Origin of the sequence: Persicitalea sp. (assembly GCF_041751555.1) — a bacterium.
Lineage (GTDB): Bacteria > Bacteroidota > Bacteroidia > Cytophagales > Spirosomataceae > Persicitalea.
Map to the genome: position 1 here is coordinate 1 of NZ_JBGSXF010000328.1, position 15,530 is coordinate 15,530.

General features: G+C 51.3%; 12 protein-coding genes. 4 read left to right on the top strand and 8 right to left on the bottom strand.

Annotated features, from left to right (window positions below; all coding sequences use genetic code 11):
* From ACEW8P_RS11740 to ACEW8P_RS11765, 6 genes are all read right to left on the bottom strand, one after another.
* On the bottom strand, positions 1-2,106 hold a 2,106-nt coding region (locus ACEW8P_RS11740; protein ID WP_373513270.1), incomplete at its 3' end, for a catalase.
* A gap of 110 nt (positions 2,107-2,216) precedes the next feature.
* On the bottom strand, positions 2,217-2,561 hold the full coding sequence (locus ACEW8P_RS11745) for a hypothetical protein (RefSeq protein WP_373513271.1): 345 nt from the start codon (positions 2,559-2,561) through the stop codon (positions 2,217-2,219).
* 104 nt (positions 2,562-2,665) lie between these two features.
* Positions 2,666-3,892, bottom strand: coding sequence for a DUF2254 domain-containing protein (locus ACEW8P_RS11750; RefSeq protein WP_373513272.1), 1,227 nt, complete (start codon positions 3,890-3,892; stop codon positions 2,666-2,668).
* 81 nt (positions 3,893-3,973) lie between these two features.
* Positions 3,974-4,426: an SRPBCC domain-containing protein gene (locus ACEW8P_RS11755; RefSeq protein ID WP_373513273.1), complete on the bottom strand. Its 453-nt coding sequence runs from the start codon at positions 4,424-4,426 to the stop codon at positions 3,974-3,976.
* Positions 4,427-4,554: 128 nt separating this feature from the next.
* The gene (locus ACEW8P_RS11760) at positions 4,555-6,030 is read right to left on the bottom strand and encodes an alkaline phosphatase (RefSeq protein WP_373513274.1); all 1,476 of its coding nucleotides are present in this window, start codon (positions 6,028-6,030) and stop codon (positions 4,555-4,557) included.
* Positions 6,027-6,995: a Fic family protein gene (locus ACEW8P_RS11765; protein WP_373513275.1), complete on the bottom strand. Its 969-nt coding sequence runs from the start codon at positions 6,993-6,995 to the stop codon at positions 6,027-6,029. The genes ACEW8P_RS11760 and ACEW8P_RS11765 overlap by 4 nt, the downstream gene beginning before the upstream one ends.
* Before the next feature lie 243 nt (positions 6,996-7,238).
* Between ACEW8P_RS11765 and ACEW8P_RS11770 the strand changes: the two genes are divergently transcribed.
* The 4 genes from ACEW8P_RS11770 to ACEW8P_RS11785 all read left to right on the top strand — a co-directional run bounded on the left by ACEW8P_RS11770 (position 7,239) and on the right by ACEW8P_RS11785 (position 14,454).
* Positions 7,239-10,463 (top strand): SusC/RagA family TonB-linked outer membrane protein, encoded by a 3,225-nt coding sequence (locus ACEW8P_RS11770; RefSeq protein WP_373513276.1) that lies wholly within the window; start codon positions 7,239-7,241, stop codon positions 10,461-10,463.
* A 181-nt stretch (positions 10,464-10,644) separates the two neighbouring features.
* Positions 10,645-12,096 (top strand): SusD/RagB family nutrient-binding outer membrane lipoprotein, encoded by a 1,452-nt coding sequence (locus tag ACEW8P_RS11775; RefSeq protein WP_373513277.1) that lies wholly within the window; start codon positions 10,645-10,647, stop codon positions 12,094-12,096.
* Between the two features lie 109 nt (positions 12,097-12,205).
* On the top strand, positions 12,206-13,597 hold the full coding sequence (locus tag ACEW8P_RS11780) for a sodium:solute symporter (protein WP_373513278.1): 1,392 nt from the start codon (positions 12,206-12,208) through the stop codon (positions 13,595-13,597).
* Positions 13,594-14,454: a metallophosphoesterase gene (locus ACEW8P_RS11785; protein ID WP_373513279.1), complete on the top strand. Its 861-nt coding sequence runs from the start codon at positions 13,594-13,596 to the stop codon at positions 14,452-14,454. Before ACEW8P_RS11780 ends, ACEW8P_RS11785 begins: the two co-directional genes overlap by 4 nt.
* Before the next feature lie 38 nt (positions 14,455-14,492).
* Here ACEW8P_RS11785 and ACEW8P_RS11790 read toward each other — a convergent pair whose 3' ends face one another.
* Together ACEW8P_RS11790 and ACEW8P_RS11795 are read right to left on the bottom strand one after the other, a co-directional pair.
* On the bottom strand, positions 14,493-14,789 hold the full coding sequence (locus tag ACEW8P_RS11790) for an ATP-binding protein (protein WP_373513280.1): 297 nt from the start codon (positions 14,787-14,789) through the stop codon (positions 14,493-14,495).
* A 66-nt stretch (positions 14,790-14,855) separates the two neighbouring features.
* A partial coding sequence (locus ACEW8P_RS11795) for a DUF302 domain-containing protein (protein ID WP_373513281.1) occupies positions 14,856-15,530 on the bottom strand: 675 nt, incomplete at its 5' end.

Here is a 15,530-nt window from a genome sequence, read left to right on the forward strand (position 1 = left end):
CGATTTCTCTCGACTCCAAAAACGGTGTTGACCGATCGCCTCGATGAATTTCTTCGGCGTATCGTTATTTTTAGAATCCTTATTGGCAACTACCCCATCGCTGCCGGGTATTTTACTATCAGCAGCTTTTAACAATTCAATCCCTTCGCCTGAAGCAGCAATTGGCTTGCAGTGCATGAAGGCTTCGCGCACAAACCGTAGTGCGTTATCCTCTTCCAGTAGCGCATCGACACTTGACTTACCACCCGGCACATATACGGCATCGAAAAGTACCGAAGCATCGGTCTGCAAGCTACCATCTATTTTCATCGCTTCGCCGGAGTCCGGTTTGAGCATTCCGAGGCGGGGAGCGATGAGCTTGGTCATCGCCCCTTCTTTTTCCAGAGCCTTTTTCATCGCATTCAGGGCATCGGCGTCCACGCCATCAGCAGCCAAAATCGCCACTTGACGCGTTTTGATTCCTTCCTTGCCGGGATGGTTTTCTATGCTCAGCGCCGCCGAACTACCCACGTCGTCGCGGGCAGGCTTCGACTGGTACCTGGCCGGATCAGCGTCAGCAGGAACGCCCAGGTTGAGCTGTACATCTTTGGACGAAGGTAGGTCGAGGCCCAGCCCCTGCGCCACTAAATTGGCCAGCGTTTGATCCACTTGTACCAATTGCACGAGCATTCGTTTACGGATATCCTCCATTTTCACCTTTCCCAACTCAAAGCGCAGTGCCTTGACAATATGCGTTTTCTCGGCGTCTGATTGGCTGTTCCAAAAGAGTTTTGCCTGATTGTAATGGTCGATGAAGCTCTCGCTGCGCTCGCGGATTTTTTGGCCATCGACCCGCTCGGCGTAGCTTGTAAAGCCGCTCATATCCTGTCCGGCCTGGAAGGGGCAACCGCCCGCAATTTTGTTGGGGCTGTAACTGGTTTGTCCTTTATTGATTTCCTGCCGCATGTGGCCGTCGCGCTGATTGTTGTGGACGGGAGCCACCGAACGATTGATGGGAATTTCGTGGAAATTGGGTCCACCTAGGCGTTTAAGCTGCGTGTCGGTATAGGAAAAAAGTCGTCCTTGCAACAGCGGGTCGTTGGTAAAGTCGATTCCTGGCACCAGGTGGCCCAGGTGATAGGCTACTTGCTCGGTTTCGGCAAAGTAGTTGTCGGGGTTGCGGTTGAGCGTCATCTTGCCCAGGGGAACAACGGGCACCAGTTCTTCGGGAATCAGTTTAGTGGCGTCCAGCAGGTCGAAGTCAAACTTGTGTTCGTCTTCCTCCTCAACTACCTGCACGCCCAGTTCCCACTCGGGGAAATCACCGTTTTCGATACAATCCCAAAGATCGCGGCGGTGGAAGTCGGGATCTCGGCCTGAGATGAGTTGCGCTTCGTCCCACACCACCGAATGAACACCCATCGTGGGTTTCCAGTGAAACTTCACGAATCGCGCTTTCCCCTCCTTGTTGATCAGACGGAAAGTGTGAACGCCAAAGCCCTCCATCATGCGGAGACTGCGCGGAATGGCGCGGTCGGACATGACCCACATAATCATGTGCATCGACTCAGGCGTGACGGAAATAAAATCCCAGAAGGTATCGTGGGCCGAGGCCGCCTGCGGTATTTCGTTGTTGGGTTCAGGCTTGACGGCGTGGATCAGGTCGGGGAATTTGATGGCATCCTGTATAAAAAAGACGGGCATGTTGTTGCCCACCAAATCGAAGACGCCTTCTTCGGTGTAAAACTTCACGGCAAAGCCGCGGACATCACGGGCCAGATCCGTAGAACCGCGCGACCCAGCTACGGTAGAGAAACGAGTGAACACAGGGGTCTTGACGCCGGGTTGCAGGAAATTGGCTCGCGACAGATCAGTGTTGGAATCGTAGGCTTCAAACATTCCATGAGCCGCCACGCCTCGGGCGTGAACTACCCGTTCGGGAATTCGCTCGTGGTCGAAGTGGGTAATTTTTTCGCGCAGGATGAAGTCTTCCAGTAGCGTGGGTCCACGCGAACCTGCTTTCAGCGAATTCTGGTCATCGCTCACCCGCAGGCCCTGATTGGTAGTTAGGTACTGATCGGTACTATCCTCACGGTTTTTATCCAGTTCTTTCAATTTCTCATTCATAATCTTTTTTGGGCTTAAGGTTTTATCAAAAAAACTTAAACTTTAAAAGACCATTCCTGACAATAAGAGAAATCGAAATGTAGCGACGATGCGGGAAGCATTTACCCCAATTAGGACTGATAATCCGTCAGCGCCCAGACCAGCAAAACCGCCCCACCAAATCCGAGATAAAAGTTGCGGGCCAAATCGCCTTCTAAGCCGCCCAAATAAAACGCCGCACCAACTAGTGCGATGCCAACAATTAGTTCGATCCAGCCGTGGATTGGAAACGGAATGACTTTGATAAGTCCCAGATCGGTGTCGGTCAGTAAGGTGAGGGCCAAATGAATACCGCCCAGCACGTAGGTAAATAGCGCGGTCGTGGGGGGCAGGCCGAAAAGGGAAGGCGCGGCAAGCAGGAAAACGACCACCAGGTAGTCGATAATGCCATGGATTTTTGCGTTGATAACTTTCATAGGAAGCGGGTTAGGGTAAGTTTTAGTGAGTAACCAAACCCAATGTACGGTTAATTCTACTCTGCCAGATGATTTGGCGGGAAACGACCTCCGTTGCGCACCTCTCAGCCCAGTGCCTGCTGCTCCCTTTTGAGCGTGACGGTTCTCAGCAACCGTCCCATGCCAGGCCGGGATGAAATCGACTGTAACTGGGTGAGCAAGTGGTGCATTTCGTCTTGCACCGACCGATCTTCTTTGCCGTAATCCCAGACGGGCAGCACGGTTTTTTTGAATATTGTTTCAAACGTCAGTTCTTGAACCAGAATCCGTACCTGATTTTCCTTGTTTCGGACGACATTGTCGGGAAAATTCACGAGCCGATAGGCAAACAGCTTGGCCATAGCCCGCAGGCTGATGATTGCCGTGCCGGGATCGTTGATGCCGGGACTGAGGGCTTTCATGGCCACCTCCGAAAGTTGCCGAATCCCGTAGGCGTAATTTTCTTCGATGGATTCGGAGTCGTTGATTCTTAGTCCACGCGCGGCCTTATCGTGGGTGTCTGCCGAGATGGGTTTGCTGACCTGTAGCAGCGGCTGTCCTTGCAGGACGAAAGTACCCGGCGTGTGCAGAGTGTAAAATAGACAATCTTCGTCGTCAGCCAAAAACAGTAAAGTCTGCGTATCGAACCCTTCGTAAATCCCCGAGGAATTGGCATTCACGTAGGCGTCGCTCACCAACTCGATCAACTCCGTAGCCGGGCGGGGCAGTTCGCAGGTGTCTTCCAGTTTCTTGCGGGTTTCGATGTACACTCGGTTGATGATGACCTCGTACTTGATCGACTGGGTGACGTAATGAAGGAAATAAATGAACAGGAAAATATCGAAGATCGTGAGCAGAATGAGCAAGTAGGTACTCAGGGCCGGAATGTAAATACCGGAGTCGATGTCGCGAATGGTACTCAGCAGAAAGAGTGAATAGACGATGGTACCGATGTAAATTCCCAGCACGATTTGCTGAAAACGGTTGCCGATCAAGCGGTTTAGCACGCGGTTGCTCATCTGGGAAGCCGCCTGGCTAAGGATAATCATGACCATCGAGAAACTGAAAACGGTCAGTGAAATTACCCCCGAGGTAATCACCGAGATAATGCTACGGGCCGTGGAGGCATCTTTCAGCGAGGTGTAAGGTGGCAGGTTACCCTTGATTTGTTTTCCTGCATCCGAAAAATCGAAAGAAATCGTCAGGTACGAAATGAGCAGGAATAGTAACCCGATGAAGGCCGGGTAAAAGGCGATGCTGTTCAGAAGTTTGTAATAACGGCCAGCCAGCCAGACGCGGGTATTGTTGAGCATAGGAGTGGGTTTGTAGCTTGACTGAAAAATTACGTGCCAGCTTGCGTATAGCAGCGACGCCCCCAATCTACACAATCATCCTTAGCTACCCTCGGCAATTTCTTTCATCTGTACCAAGATCGGGTTCCAGCCCTCGCCGTTGTTACTGACATCCTGGTACCGCTTTTCGCCCTCGGCGGCGTCCTCGAAGCCATCCTGCGTCACAGTAAGTTTTGTGCCGCCTTGTTCTGCTTCCAGCGCGTAAGTCACGTTCAGGTAGTTTTCGGGAATATCATGATACGCAGCGGAAGGATCGATCACAGTGTACTTCAATCGCTGGTTCGGTTTGATTTCCAGGATTGTGCCTTTCACGGGAATAATCTCCTTGCCTTCGTGCGTCATACGCCACAGCAGCGGGCTGCCTACTTGCCAGTCGGAGTCGGTGACGCAACCGAACATATACTTTTGAGTGTGCTCGGGATTTACCAGTACATCCCAGACCTGGGCGGCGGTAGCGTCAATATGAATGCTGTTTACTACAATTAATTTCTTCATGATTATTTCGGAGATATATCAGTACTGGATCAGGTGATTGAGCGGTTTCAATTTTGACACTTTACTATTTTCACCCCCAAGAAAAAACAGGCGACTGACAACCTATTGTCAGCAGCATTGGAAGTTTCTTAAACCGCCACAAGTTTCTCGCTATGTACCGCGTTCCCCTCCACGTCATAATGCGTGAAAGCGATCGTTGGCAAACCATTCTTCCGCACGACATTCACGCCCAGAAAACCACCCTTCAACCGCAGAAAACGATGTTCAGGCCGAACGTCGTCCTCGTCCCAGCCCTGAACGTGGGAATCACTGACCGGGCCGGAGCCGAACTCCATCAAACCAGTTTCGGCGTCCACTGACACGTACTGCCAGTGCCGGTCACCGTTGACGACGTACATATTCTTCTGAGCGGTCAGGTACTTCCGCAGCCAATCCCCCTCCGAAGCAAAGGCGGCGTTGGCGTGGTTGTCGGTTTTCCTCTCGCGGTCCGGGCCAACGACGGGCGTAGGCGAGAAGAGGATTTTGAAAGTAGCATCTGAGGCTTCGACAGTCTCCTGAAACCACTTTTTCTGGGCTGCTCCCCAAATCGTTTTATCGGGACTGTCGGGCGATTTGTTCGGTGAACGGTACTCGCGTCCCTCAGCCAACCAGATTTGCAAATCCTTGCCCCAGCGCACGGTACGATAAGGTTTATCAGCCAGCGGCACGTTTTCACGCCACACCTTCAAACCATCTTTGAAAGTAAGATCACCGTAGGCCGGGGAAGTCGGCCCGCTGTCGTCGTCCAGCAAATCGTGGTCATCTTTGAGCAAATAGACGGGTGTTTTTTGGTAAAAATCCTTAAGCGCGGGCCAAGAATCCATCGCGTGCCATTTGTGGCGAGCTTTTTCCAGGTTCTTAGCCAGCGGACCGGGCTTATCGTAGTAGACGTAGTCGCCCGTTTGCAGGAAAAAATCCGGGTTCATACGCGCCATGCTGTCGTAAGTTTTAAAGCCACGTTCAACGTCGTCGTGGCTCCAAAAGTACTGGCAAGTGGACGTGACGAGTTGAATCGGCTTCTCGGTTGGCTCGGCGGGTGCGGTGGTAAAAGAGCCAGAGACAGTGGTAATCCCTCCTTCTTCGTCCGGTTTAGCTTCCCAGAGAATCTGGTATTCGGTAGCAGGTTTCAATTTGTCAAAAGAAATCTTGACCGTAAAATCATCCTCTGCTTCAGCCTTTTGCCACTCCGAGCGCCGGGTTTCCCCGCCACTCTTAAGCGTAGCCCGCACCCAACCGCCCGCTGCCCGCACGGCTCCGTCCATCTGCGCCACAGGGGCATTTTCGTCAAAATCTATGGGACGGCGGAATACCTTTTCCAGACGGCGATGCGTGACCGGATTAGGTTTTTCCTGACCACAAAGCCGCGTCCATAGAATGGCGGAATCAGTGGTAACCTCGGCGGTTTTGCAGCCTGTGGTGAAGAAAATCGTTTTTTTCTTCTTTGCTTTTACAAAAAGTTTGGGAATGTCACGGAAAGAGAAGGCGGCGAGGCTCGCTCCTGCTTGCTTGAAAAATAGCCGACGACCCGATGCCCACTTATTGATTTTCAATTGGTCTTTTTTCATAATGTACTAGCCTTAGATGGCCTATAGACAGCGTTTCGTTTCTCCCCTGTTTTTTCAAAAAAACCTTCTTCGACGCCCGCTTTCAGGTCACGACTTGCGGTGGCGGTAGATAATTCTTTAAAGACTTCAAGATAGTCTTTGCGGGTAAACTCCCTACTTTGCTGACTAAGAAAATGCACCAACCTTTCCTTCTGAGTCAAAACCCGGCCGCTTTTGTCGAGGAATTCAGTCAGCGCTTGGTCGATGACTTTCAACATGTACTCAATGAAAACCGTCGAATTCCCTGTATTATCGCTCTGTGACAAAGCCTGATAATAAGCATCCTGATTTTGGAGGATAGCGGTTTCAAAGGGTAAATACTCGAATACAGAACTCATCTTCCTTAAAAGCACGGCCTGCCACAATCTCCCCATCCGCCCGTTTCCGTCGATGAAGGGGTGAATGAACTCGGTCTCGTAATGGAAAACACAGCTTTTGATTAGCAAGATTTCCACATCTTTTTCGAGATATTCGAATAGGTCTGCCATCAGAAACTTCACATTGGCAGCGGGCGGTGCCACGTGAGTTACCTTTGAACCCGTCATAATTCCTACCGCTTCGGTACGATACTGACCCGGATGGGTTATCAATCCTTCCATCAAAATACGGTGCGCCGTTAAAAATGACTTGGCGGAAAAAGGTTTATAATTACTCAACTGCTCGTACGCTCTCACAGCGTTCAATGCTTCAGTGATGTCCTTGGGAGGACCCAGAATTCTTTTTCCGTTAAGCAAGGCGGTGATTTGTTCCTGAGTCAGGGTGTTACCTTCAATTTTCAGGGAGGAATGAATCGTTCTGATCCGACTTTGCTGGCGTTGCGGTGGGTTTGGTTTTTCGAGATAGCGGGCCTTGACCTCGCCCAATCGGCCAGAGATTGAGCTGACGAGGTGTAAAATTTCAGCCGTTATATCGTAGGGTGGTTTCATGCGTGATAGTATCATTTGATACTATCAAAGGTGGGTATTTATGGCGACTACTGGAAATATCTCCCTCTATCCGCTCTTTCTTCAAGAAGAACGTTTGTACAAATCAAAGAACAAATCAAACAAATAGACTAGAAATCATAAGTATTTGATTTAATTAAATCCTTAACTACTACTTTCGCGTACTATTTAGGAAATTAACCCATTAAGAAATTAACCCACAAATCTTTTCTGAGGATCGATTGCATGAAAAAAATCTTACTCGCGGTATTATTTGCTGTGCTTCAAATTCACGTCATTGCTCAAACTCTGACTGGACAGGTAAAGGATAAAAACGCTCAGGAACCCATCAGCGGGGTTTCGGTGCTGGTAAAGAATACGCTGGCGGGTACTTTGACTGGGGCTGACGGGAAGTTTACGCTCGACAATCTTTCCAAAAACGATGTACTGGTCTTCTCGTATATAGGATTTCGGACCCAGGAAATCACCTACACTGGCCAGAAAAATCTGACCGTTTCGCTGGAAGAAGGGCTCTCGCTGAACGAGGTAGTTGTGACCGCTTTGGGTTTGGAGCGCAATTCCAGAAACCTGGGCTACGCTGTTCAAAAAGTGGAAGGCCGCGAAATCAGCGAGGTGAAAGCACCTAATTTTCTAGACAACTTAACAGGAAGGGTTGCTGGCGTAACGATCAACGCTGGCTCGTCGGGGGTAGGTTCTTCTTCTAAAATCACCATTCGTGGCGAGTCTTCTTTTACCAATAACAACCCACTCTTTGTGGTTGACGGCATTCCAATCAACAACCGAACAATCGTCAATCGCGTGGATGACGATGCCAATGGCTTCATGGAAGTAGATTTCGGCAACGGCGGGATGGAGATCAATCCTGACGACATTGCTTCGGTTTCGGTGCTGAAAGGCCCTAGTGCGGCGGCGCTTTATGGCACCCGCGCCTCCAACGGCGTCATTCTGATCACGACCAAAGACGGGAGCACTAGCGCCACGCGCGGGAATGGCATCGGCGTGAGTTTCAATAGTACCTTTTTAGCCGAACGACCTTTTCAACTACCCCAGTTCCAGAACAGCTACGGTCAGGGCAACAGCGGGAAATTCAAGTACGTCGATGGCTTGAGTGCCGGCATCAACGACAACATTTCGTACAGCTACGGCCCAAAACTCGACGCAGGTGAGCTAATCCAACAGTACGACAGCCCCGTAACGCTGCCCGACGGACGCGTGGTGCGCGGCGGTGACGTGGCCGTTCACGGCGGTGCGGCCATCACGCCGACACCCTTCACTTCGCATCCGAACAACATCAAAGATTTTTACGAAACCGGCTACACGGCGATCAACAACCTGGCGATTGCGGGAGGTTACGACAAGGGCAACTACCGCCTTTCCTACACCGACCTCAATAGTCAGTCTACCATTCCGGGGGTAGATTTGAAGCGTAAAACGCTGGCGGCACGGTTGGCCTTTCAGCCCGTAAAGCGTTTGAAAATCAATTCTTCGCTCAACTACATTAACTCCAACAGCGATAACCGGCCGGCCACCAAGTACGGCTCCGAAAACATCAATTATGCCCTGACCGCGTGGCTGGGTCGCCAGACGGATATCGAACCGATGAAGCGATATTGGCAGCCGGGGCTGGAAGGCGTGCAACAGTACTCTTATAACTATACGTACTTCGATAATCCGTATTTCACGCTTTACGAAAACCGCAACTCCTTCAATCGCGATCGCCTGATCGGCAACCTGGCCGTGACTGCCGACCTCACCAATGATCTCTCGCTGATGGTGCGCAGCGGCATGGACTATTCCAGCGAAAAGCGGCAGTTCCGTCGGGCATACAGCAGCAACCGCTTCAAAAACGGAGCTTACGCCGAGAACAACGTCTTTTTTCGGGAAGTGAATACTGATTTTTTGCTCAACTACCGTAAAGAGTTGGGTAATTTTAATGTGGATATCTCAGCGGGTGGCAATCGCATGGATCAAACGGCGTCCTTTGAGCAATACCAGGCGCTTTCGCTGGCGCAGCCGGGTGTTTTCAAACTCAATAACGCCGCCTCGCCCGTGGAGGCTTACCAGCAAGTGGCCGACAAGCGTATCAACAGTCTGTACGGCTTGCTCAAACTGGGCTACAAAGACGTACTTTTCGTGGACATAACGGGCCGCAATGATTGGTCGAGCGCCCTGGCGACGCCGACTTCCACGGCCAATACTTCGTTCTTCTACCCTTCCGTATCGGCCAGTTGGGTACTTTCCAATCAATTCGATTTGCCCTACGTCGTGTCCTTTGCCAAGGTACGGGCGAGCGTGGCGAACGTCGGCAACGACACCAATCCTTATCAGACATCGGGCGTGTTCAACGCCAAGACGCCCGTCTATTCGCAGCCCACTTTCAGCGATCAGAATTTCATTGCCAACGCCAACCTGAAACCAGAGTCTACGACTTCTTACGAGTTCGGGGCGGATGTGCGCTTCTTCGGTGACCGATTGGGCTTAGACATCACCTACTATGACGCGCTGACGAGTAACCAAATCCTATCGCTGCCCATCACGCTGGCGACGGGTTACGGCGAGCGTGTCATCAACGGCGGGGCCATTCGCTCCTACGGCGCCGAAGCGATCGTCAGCTACGTTCCCATCTTGAATAAAAATGTTAAGTGGAACATAAATCTGAATTATAGCCGCAACCGCACGACCGTCGAGTCGCTGCCGGACGAGGCTGGCACGCTAACGCTTGGCTACAACCGAATCTACGATAACGTCAATCAGACCGTGTGGTACCTGGTCAATCAAGGTGACCGTATGGGCGACCTCTGGGGAACGGGCTACCAGAAAAACCAAAACGGTGATTTTGTCATCGGCAACGATGGCCGCTACATCGTAGATAATACGCTCAAAAAGCTGGGCAACTACAGCCCTGATTTTATGATCGGACTGTCCAATCAACTGCGGGTAAAGAACTGGAATCTAGGCTTTCTCCTCGACTGGCGGCAGGGCGGAATTTTGGTTTCGCGGACGCTGTCGCTCGCGGGCGTAGCGGGTCAGCTCAAAGAAACCGCCGACCGTCCCGACGGAGGCATTGTGGCGAAGGGCGTGGTGAACACGGGCACTAAGGAAGTTCCGAACTACGTGCCGAACACCAAGGCTGTGACCGCCGAAACATACTACCGCATGTACTACGACCGTAACCACGAGGAAAATAACGTCTATGACGCTTCTTACCTGAAACTACGCCAATTCAGTATTGGCTACACGCTGCCCGCCACCACGGCTTTTCTGCAAAAACTACGGATGCAAAATCTGACCATCGCACTGGTGGGCCGCAATCTGTTCGCCTTCTCGCACATTCCCCACTTCGATCCCGAGCAAACCTCCTTCCAGGGCCAGCAACTGCAAAGCGGCGTGGAGGATATGACGTACCCGACGTCGAGGAATGTGGGGGTTAAACTGACAGTTGGGTTTTAAAATAAGTAGCAAAGTGGCAAAGGTCCAAAGGCACAAAGTCTGGACGCCAAATCCGGTAGAGACGCGATTTATCGCGTCTGGCAGGCGAAAGCAGCGCGCGATCAGCCACTCTTGAAAAGATGAACCCCCAAATAACAAGTACTTAGTACTCCACTCATAAACTCCTGAATATTAAACTGTAATGCAATTTTTTATTAAAACCAAAACGCTTGCTCTGCTCCTCGTTGCAGTATTGGCGGCATCCTGCACTAAGGACTTCCAGGAAATAAACACCAATCCTAACGCCCCCGTGGACGTGCAACCTTCGCTGTTGCTGCGGAAGGTACTTTTCGACTACAACGAGCAGATGTCCTACGAGGGCTTTGTAGCAGGGAACCTGCTCGGGCAGTACTTTACGGCCATCGACTTCAATCTCTTTGATCGCCACAGCCTTACCGAGCCGCAGTATGGCGGTAACGCCTGGCCGTTTATCTACGCTAACCTGCGGGATAACGAGATTTTATTGCAAAAGTCGCGAGCCAATCCTGCTTTCGCTGTGTACGAGGGCCCGGCTTTGGTTTTGAAGGCTTACATGGCCGCTACACTAACGGATTTATACGGCGACGTGCCTTATTCCGAGGCTCTTTCGGGCAAGTCGGGCGTGATTTTGCCAAAGTACGACACGCAGGAAGCGATTTATACTGCGCCCGGCGGCATTTTGGATAATTTGGATAAAGCCCTGGCCGCTTTGAAAAATTATAAAGGCGCGACGAAGTTGGAAGGCGACATTATTTACAGCGGCAATCTCAATAAGTGGGTACTTTTCGCCAATTCCTTGAAAATAAAGTACTTGATGAGAATTTCCGGCAAAGTCGATGTGAAGGCCCGCTTGCAAGCCGTTTACGGCGAAGGCAATTTCATTAAAGCAGCCGTCGACAACGCGACCTACAAATTCACTGCTTCTCAACCCAACAACTTCCGCATGGCGACGGCCCGGATCGGCGATTACAACCTCTTCATCATGTCCAAAACCATCGAAGAGATTCTGGCTGAACGGCAAGACCCGCGCGTAGCGGTCTTTTTCCGCCCCACCGCCACAGATCCGAAGGCTTATAAAGGATTGTTGAATGGCCCGGATGCTTCCAAGCTGTCGATTTCGGTTTCCAACTACTCGCTGTCGGGCGCTATTTTCCGCGAAAACTCTGACAAGCTGAACGCCAACTACATGACGGCCTATGAAACCAGTTTCTGGCTGGCCGAAGCCGCCGAGAAGGGCTTTATTGATGCCTCCGCTAAGGAATGGTACGAAAAGGGCATTACCCAGGCCTTCACTTACTGGCTCACGCCACTGCCCGCCGACTACCTGACCCGCCCGCCCGTAGCCTACAAAGCCAACGGCCAAAACCCTATCGAGCAGATCATCACCCAAAAATGGATTGCAAGCATCGACAACGGCTACGAAGGTTGGATCGAGTGGCGGCGCACGGGTTTCCCAAAACTGAAAACAATTTCGGCCAGTCTGAACAACAATCTGATTCCTGTCCGTCTTCCTTACCCCGGCAGCGAAGCTGCGCTTAATGCCGCCGCTTTCCAGGCTGCTGCCGCAAAAACTAACGGCAACAGCGTGAACGAGGGTACTTGGTGGGGAAAATAATTTTGAATGAGTGATTGAGTGAATGCGGGGCCGCCCGAGCGGTGAATAATACGTGAGTGAGCGAAAGCAATATTCTCTCATTCAAAATTCACTCATTCACAATTAAAACATGACCACCGTCACCACCCTCCAATGGCTTCTGGTAATTGCATCGAGCGTGGGGCTGTATTTTGTGGCTCCGCTTTCGCGCACGGCTGACGAATTTTTTCGGGGCAGTCGGCTAGAGCGTGCGCCCAATGCGGTGTTTTTGACGAGTAGTTTGGTCATTTCGTGGCTATTCGCCAAGTCGATTACCAATGCCGCGAATTTGGGGCAAAGTTTTGGGCTGGTAGGAGGCGTGGCTTACGCAGGCTACTACCTTTCCTTTGTGGTGGCGGGGTTAGTAATCGTGCAGCTTCGCACCAAAGGCGGCTTCCGTAGCATTCACCATTTCCTGGAAAGCAAGTTTGGCCGGGGCGCGGTGTTGGTATTTACCTTTCTGATAATCATTCGATTATACAATGAAATCTGGTCCAACACCATCGTTATTGGTAGCTACTTTGGAGCCACGGGCACCACGCCCTACTACATCGCCATCGTCGTGTTCACGCTGCTGACGCTGGCTTATACCTTGAAGGGCGGTATGAGCAGTTCGATCATAACCGATGTCATTCAGATGGCGCTTTTCGTAGTGCTATTAGTCGTAGTCTTGGGCTTCATTTTTCCCGCGCAAGAAGGTGGTCTTACGCCCTTCATAAGGAGCGGCACCTGGGATTTTGCCCACGGCCTCGATCTACTGTTGGTAGCGGTCATCCAATGTTTCAGCTACCCATTTCATGATCCTGTGCTGACCGATCGGGGATTTATTTCCGACCCTAATACTACCCTCAAGTCGTATTTATGGGCGGGATTGATCGGGGCGTTGTGCATCGTGTTTTTTAGCTTCGTCGGCATCTTCGCGCGCTTACAAGGACTTGAAGGCGAGGCGCCAGTGGCGGCGGCGCGGTACTTCGGCGCACCCATGCTCTTGCTTATGAACCTCATCATGGTCACCTCAGCTTCCTCCACGCTGGATTCGGCGATGGCGTCTTTTTCCAAAATGGTCAGCGTCGACCTCAGCCGCTCGCCACTGCCCAAAGTCTCGACGGGCCGCCTGGCGATGGTCACGTTGACGCTACTGGGTACTATACCCGTCTTCTTCGATCCAACCATCCTGTCTGCTACGACCATCAGCGGCACAGTGGTGCTGGGTCTTGCTCCGATTTTTTTATTTTGGAATGCCAAAGTACCCCGCATCGCTTTTCACCTGTCGGTAGTTGGGGGATTATTGATTGGGGGCTTCCTTACTTTCATTGACCTACCTGATTGGCTCATTTTCACCGAAGGAAAATACGCTTCGCTGCTTAGTACTAATTTATTGACGACAGCCTACTGTTTCGCGGTGTTTGGGATAAGTGCTATTTTTGGCACTATTCGGCCGCCGGACCGGTTCCCGTCCGCTCAGAATGAATACAATAGATGACTGACTCGCCCCAAATCCGCCACCTCGGCACCCTTACTGGAAAACTGCTGATTTTTGGCGGGCCATACTCCAATCTACAAGCTCTCGCCGAACTCAAAAGCATTGCTGAAAAACTGGAAGTCGCCCCCCAAAACATAATCTGTACGGGCGATGTGGTCGGTTACTGCGCTCAACCCGAAGAATCCGCACAGCTCGTAAAGGACTGGGGGATTCACTGCATTTCGGGAAATGTGGAGCAAAATATTGTCAGCGGCGAGGATGACTGCGGCTGTAACTACGCCGAAGGCGGGCGATGTGATATTTTTTCCCGCACCTGGTTTCCTTACGCCGTTCGTTCGCTATCGGAAAACTCAGCAGGCTGGATGGCGAATCTACCCCAGCATTTAAGTTTCGACTACGCTGGAAAATCGGTAGCAGTGGTTCACGGATCACCGTCGCATGTTTCGGAATATGTATTCAAATCTACGACCTGGGCAACGAAAGAAAAGCACTTTCAAACTACCCGCTCCGAGGTTGTCCTGGCGGGTCATGCGGGACTACCCTTCGTCGATGTCCGGGATAATCGCTATTGGCTAAATGCCGGGGTCATCGGGATGCCCGCCAACGACGGTACGCCGCGCGTGTGGTACCTACTACTGGACGATAAGGATGGGGAGTTATCTTACTCTTTTGAGTCGTTCAGCTACGACAATACCTTGGCACATCGGCTGATGCATGAAAATGAACTACCCGAGGCTTACGCGAAGACTTTGTTGAGTGGGATTTGGGATAATTGCGAGATTTTGCCGGAGGCGGAAAAAGAACGTCAGGGGGTGGCATTAAGTACGAACACTAGTCCGATGGCAAACCCATATTAGGTAATTCGATAGGCTCTTTCTAGACCAAATTATGCACCCTATTCTCCTTTTATGGGCAAATAAATTGTGAACATAGCCCCTTTGTCATCCTCACCCGAAGCCTTGATGTGGTCGTGATGCACATCCACTATTCTGCGACAAAGGGCCAGTCCCAAACCTGTACCGACGTACTTGTCTTTGCTGTGCAATCGCTTGAAAATTTCGAATATATTCTCGGCGTACTCCGGCTTGAACCCGATGCCATTGTCCTGCACGGTGATTACCCTGTAATTTCGCGTCGGATTGAGATTCAAAGTCGCTGGCAGCGAATCGCCCTGGGACTGATGAGACGCCACATGGACGACCGGGGCCGTTTCCGGAGTTGCCTTTTTGCGCTACTAGTCGTGTTGAGATTTTCAGGTTCACTTCTCAGTCGCCCCAGCGGCCAGCCCTGACAACGCGTTCTTGATTTTATCAATCGTGTCCTCATTGCCCATTACACCGTGACGGTTGGCCAGGTATCCCGGATCGTTGTACGAAACGTTGACCTTGCCGTTTGCGGTTTCCCACACCAGCATTTTTTGGGGCAAATCGACGGCAATCGTTTGGGCACTTTGCATGAGTGGACTACCCAATGCCGGATTGCCGAAGACGATCAGTTTCGTAGGATTCAAAGTCATTCCTACTTTCTTGGCATTAGCCTGATGATCCAGTTCAGTGACTATTTTTAGATTTGCATTGCCCTCGATTGCAGTACGCAGTTTGTTATACGTCGTGGCGAAATCATTCTTGCTCTCCACAGTCACGATGCCCGATGGCGTGATGGCATTGGGACTGGAAGTTTCTGTAATCGATCCCATTGAAGCACCCTTGGCAAGACCCGACAGGGCCATACCCAACTTTTCGATTGTAGCAGCCGCGCCTACCCCTGTATGCCGCGCCGATAGGTAAGCTGGACTGTTGTAAGCCACGAATACTTTGTCATTGGCAGCTTGATAAACCAGCATTTTCTGGGGCAAATCCAAGCCAGCCAGTTGATTAGCTTGCATCAGCGGGGTGCCGATGGTTGGATTCCCGAATAGAATGACCCTTGTAGG

Excerpts from the sequence above, each read along its gene's own strand:
- ACEW8P_RS11785 (WP_373513279.1), top strand. The coding sequence starts at position 13,594 with ATGACTGACTCGCCCCAAATCCGCCACCTCGGCACCCTTACTGGAAAA.
- ACEW8P_RS11750 (WP_373513272.1), bottom strand. The coding sequence starts at position 3,892 with ATGCTCAACAATACCCGCGTCTGGCTGGCTGGCCGTTATTACAAACTT.
- ACEW8P_RS11775 (WP_373513277.1), top strand. The coding sequence starts at position 10,645 with ATGCAATTTTTTATTAAAACCAAAACGCTTGCTCTGCTCCTCGTTGCA.
- ACEW8P_RS11770 (WP_373513276.1), top strand. The coding sequence starts at position 7,239 with ATGAAAAAAATCTTACTCGCGGTATTATTTGCTGTGCTTCAAATTCAC.
- ACEW8P_RS11780 (WP_373513278.1), top strand. The coding sequence starts at position 12,206 with ATGACCACCGTCACCACCCTCCAATGGCTTCTGGTAATTGCATCGAGC.
- ACEW8P_RS11745 (WP_373513271.1), bottom strand. The coding sequence starts at position 2,561 with ATGAAAGTTATCAACGCAAAAATCCATGGCATTATCGACTACCTGGTG.
- ACEW8P_RS11765 (WP_373513275.1), bottom strand. The coding sequence starts at position 6,995 with ATGAAACCACCCTACGATATAACGGCTGAAATTTTACACCTCGTCAGC.
- ACEW8P_RS11760 (WP_373513274.1), bottom strand. The coding sequence starts at position 6,030 with ATGAAAAAAGACCAATTGAAAATCAATAAGTGGGCATCGGGTCGTCGG.
- ACEW8P_RS11755 (WP_373513273.1), bottom strand. The coding sequence starts at position 4,426 with ATGAAGAAATTAATTGTAGTAAACAGCATTCATATTGACGCTACCGCC.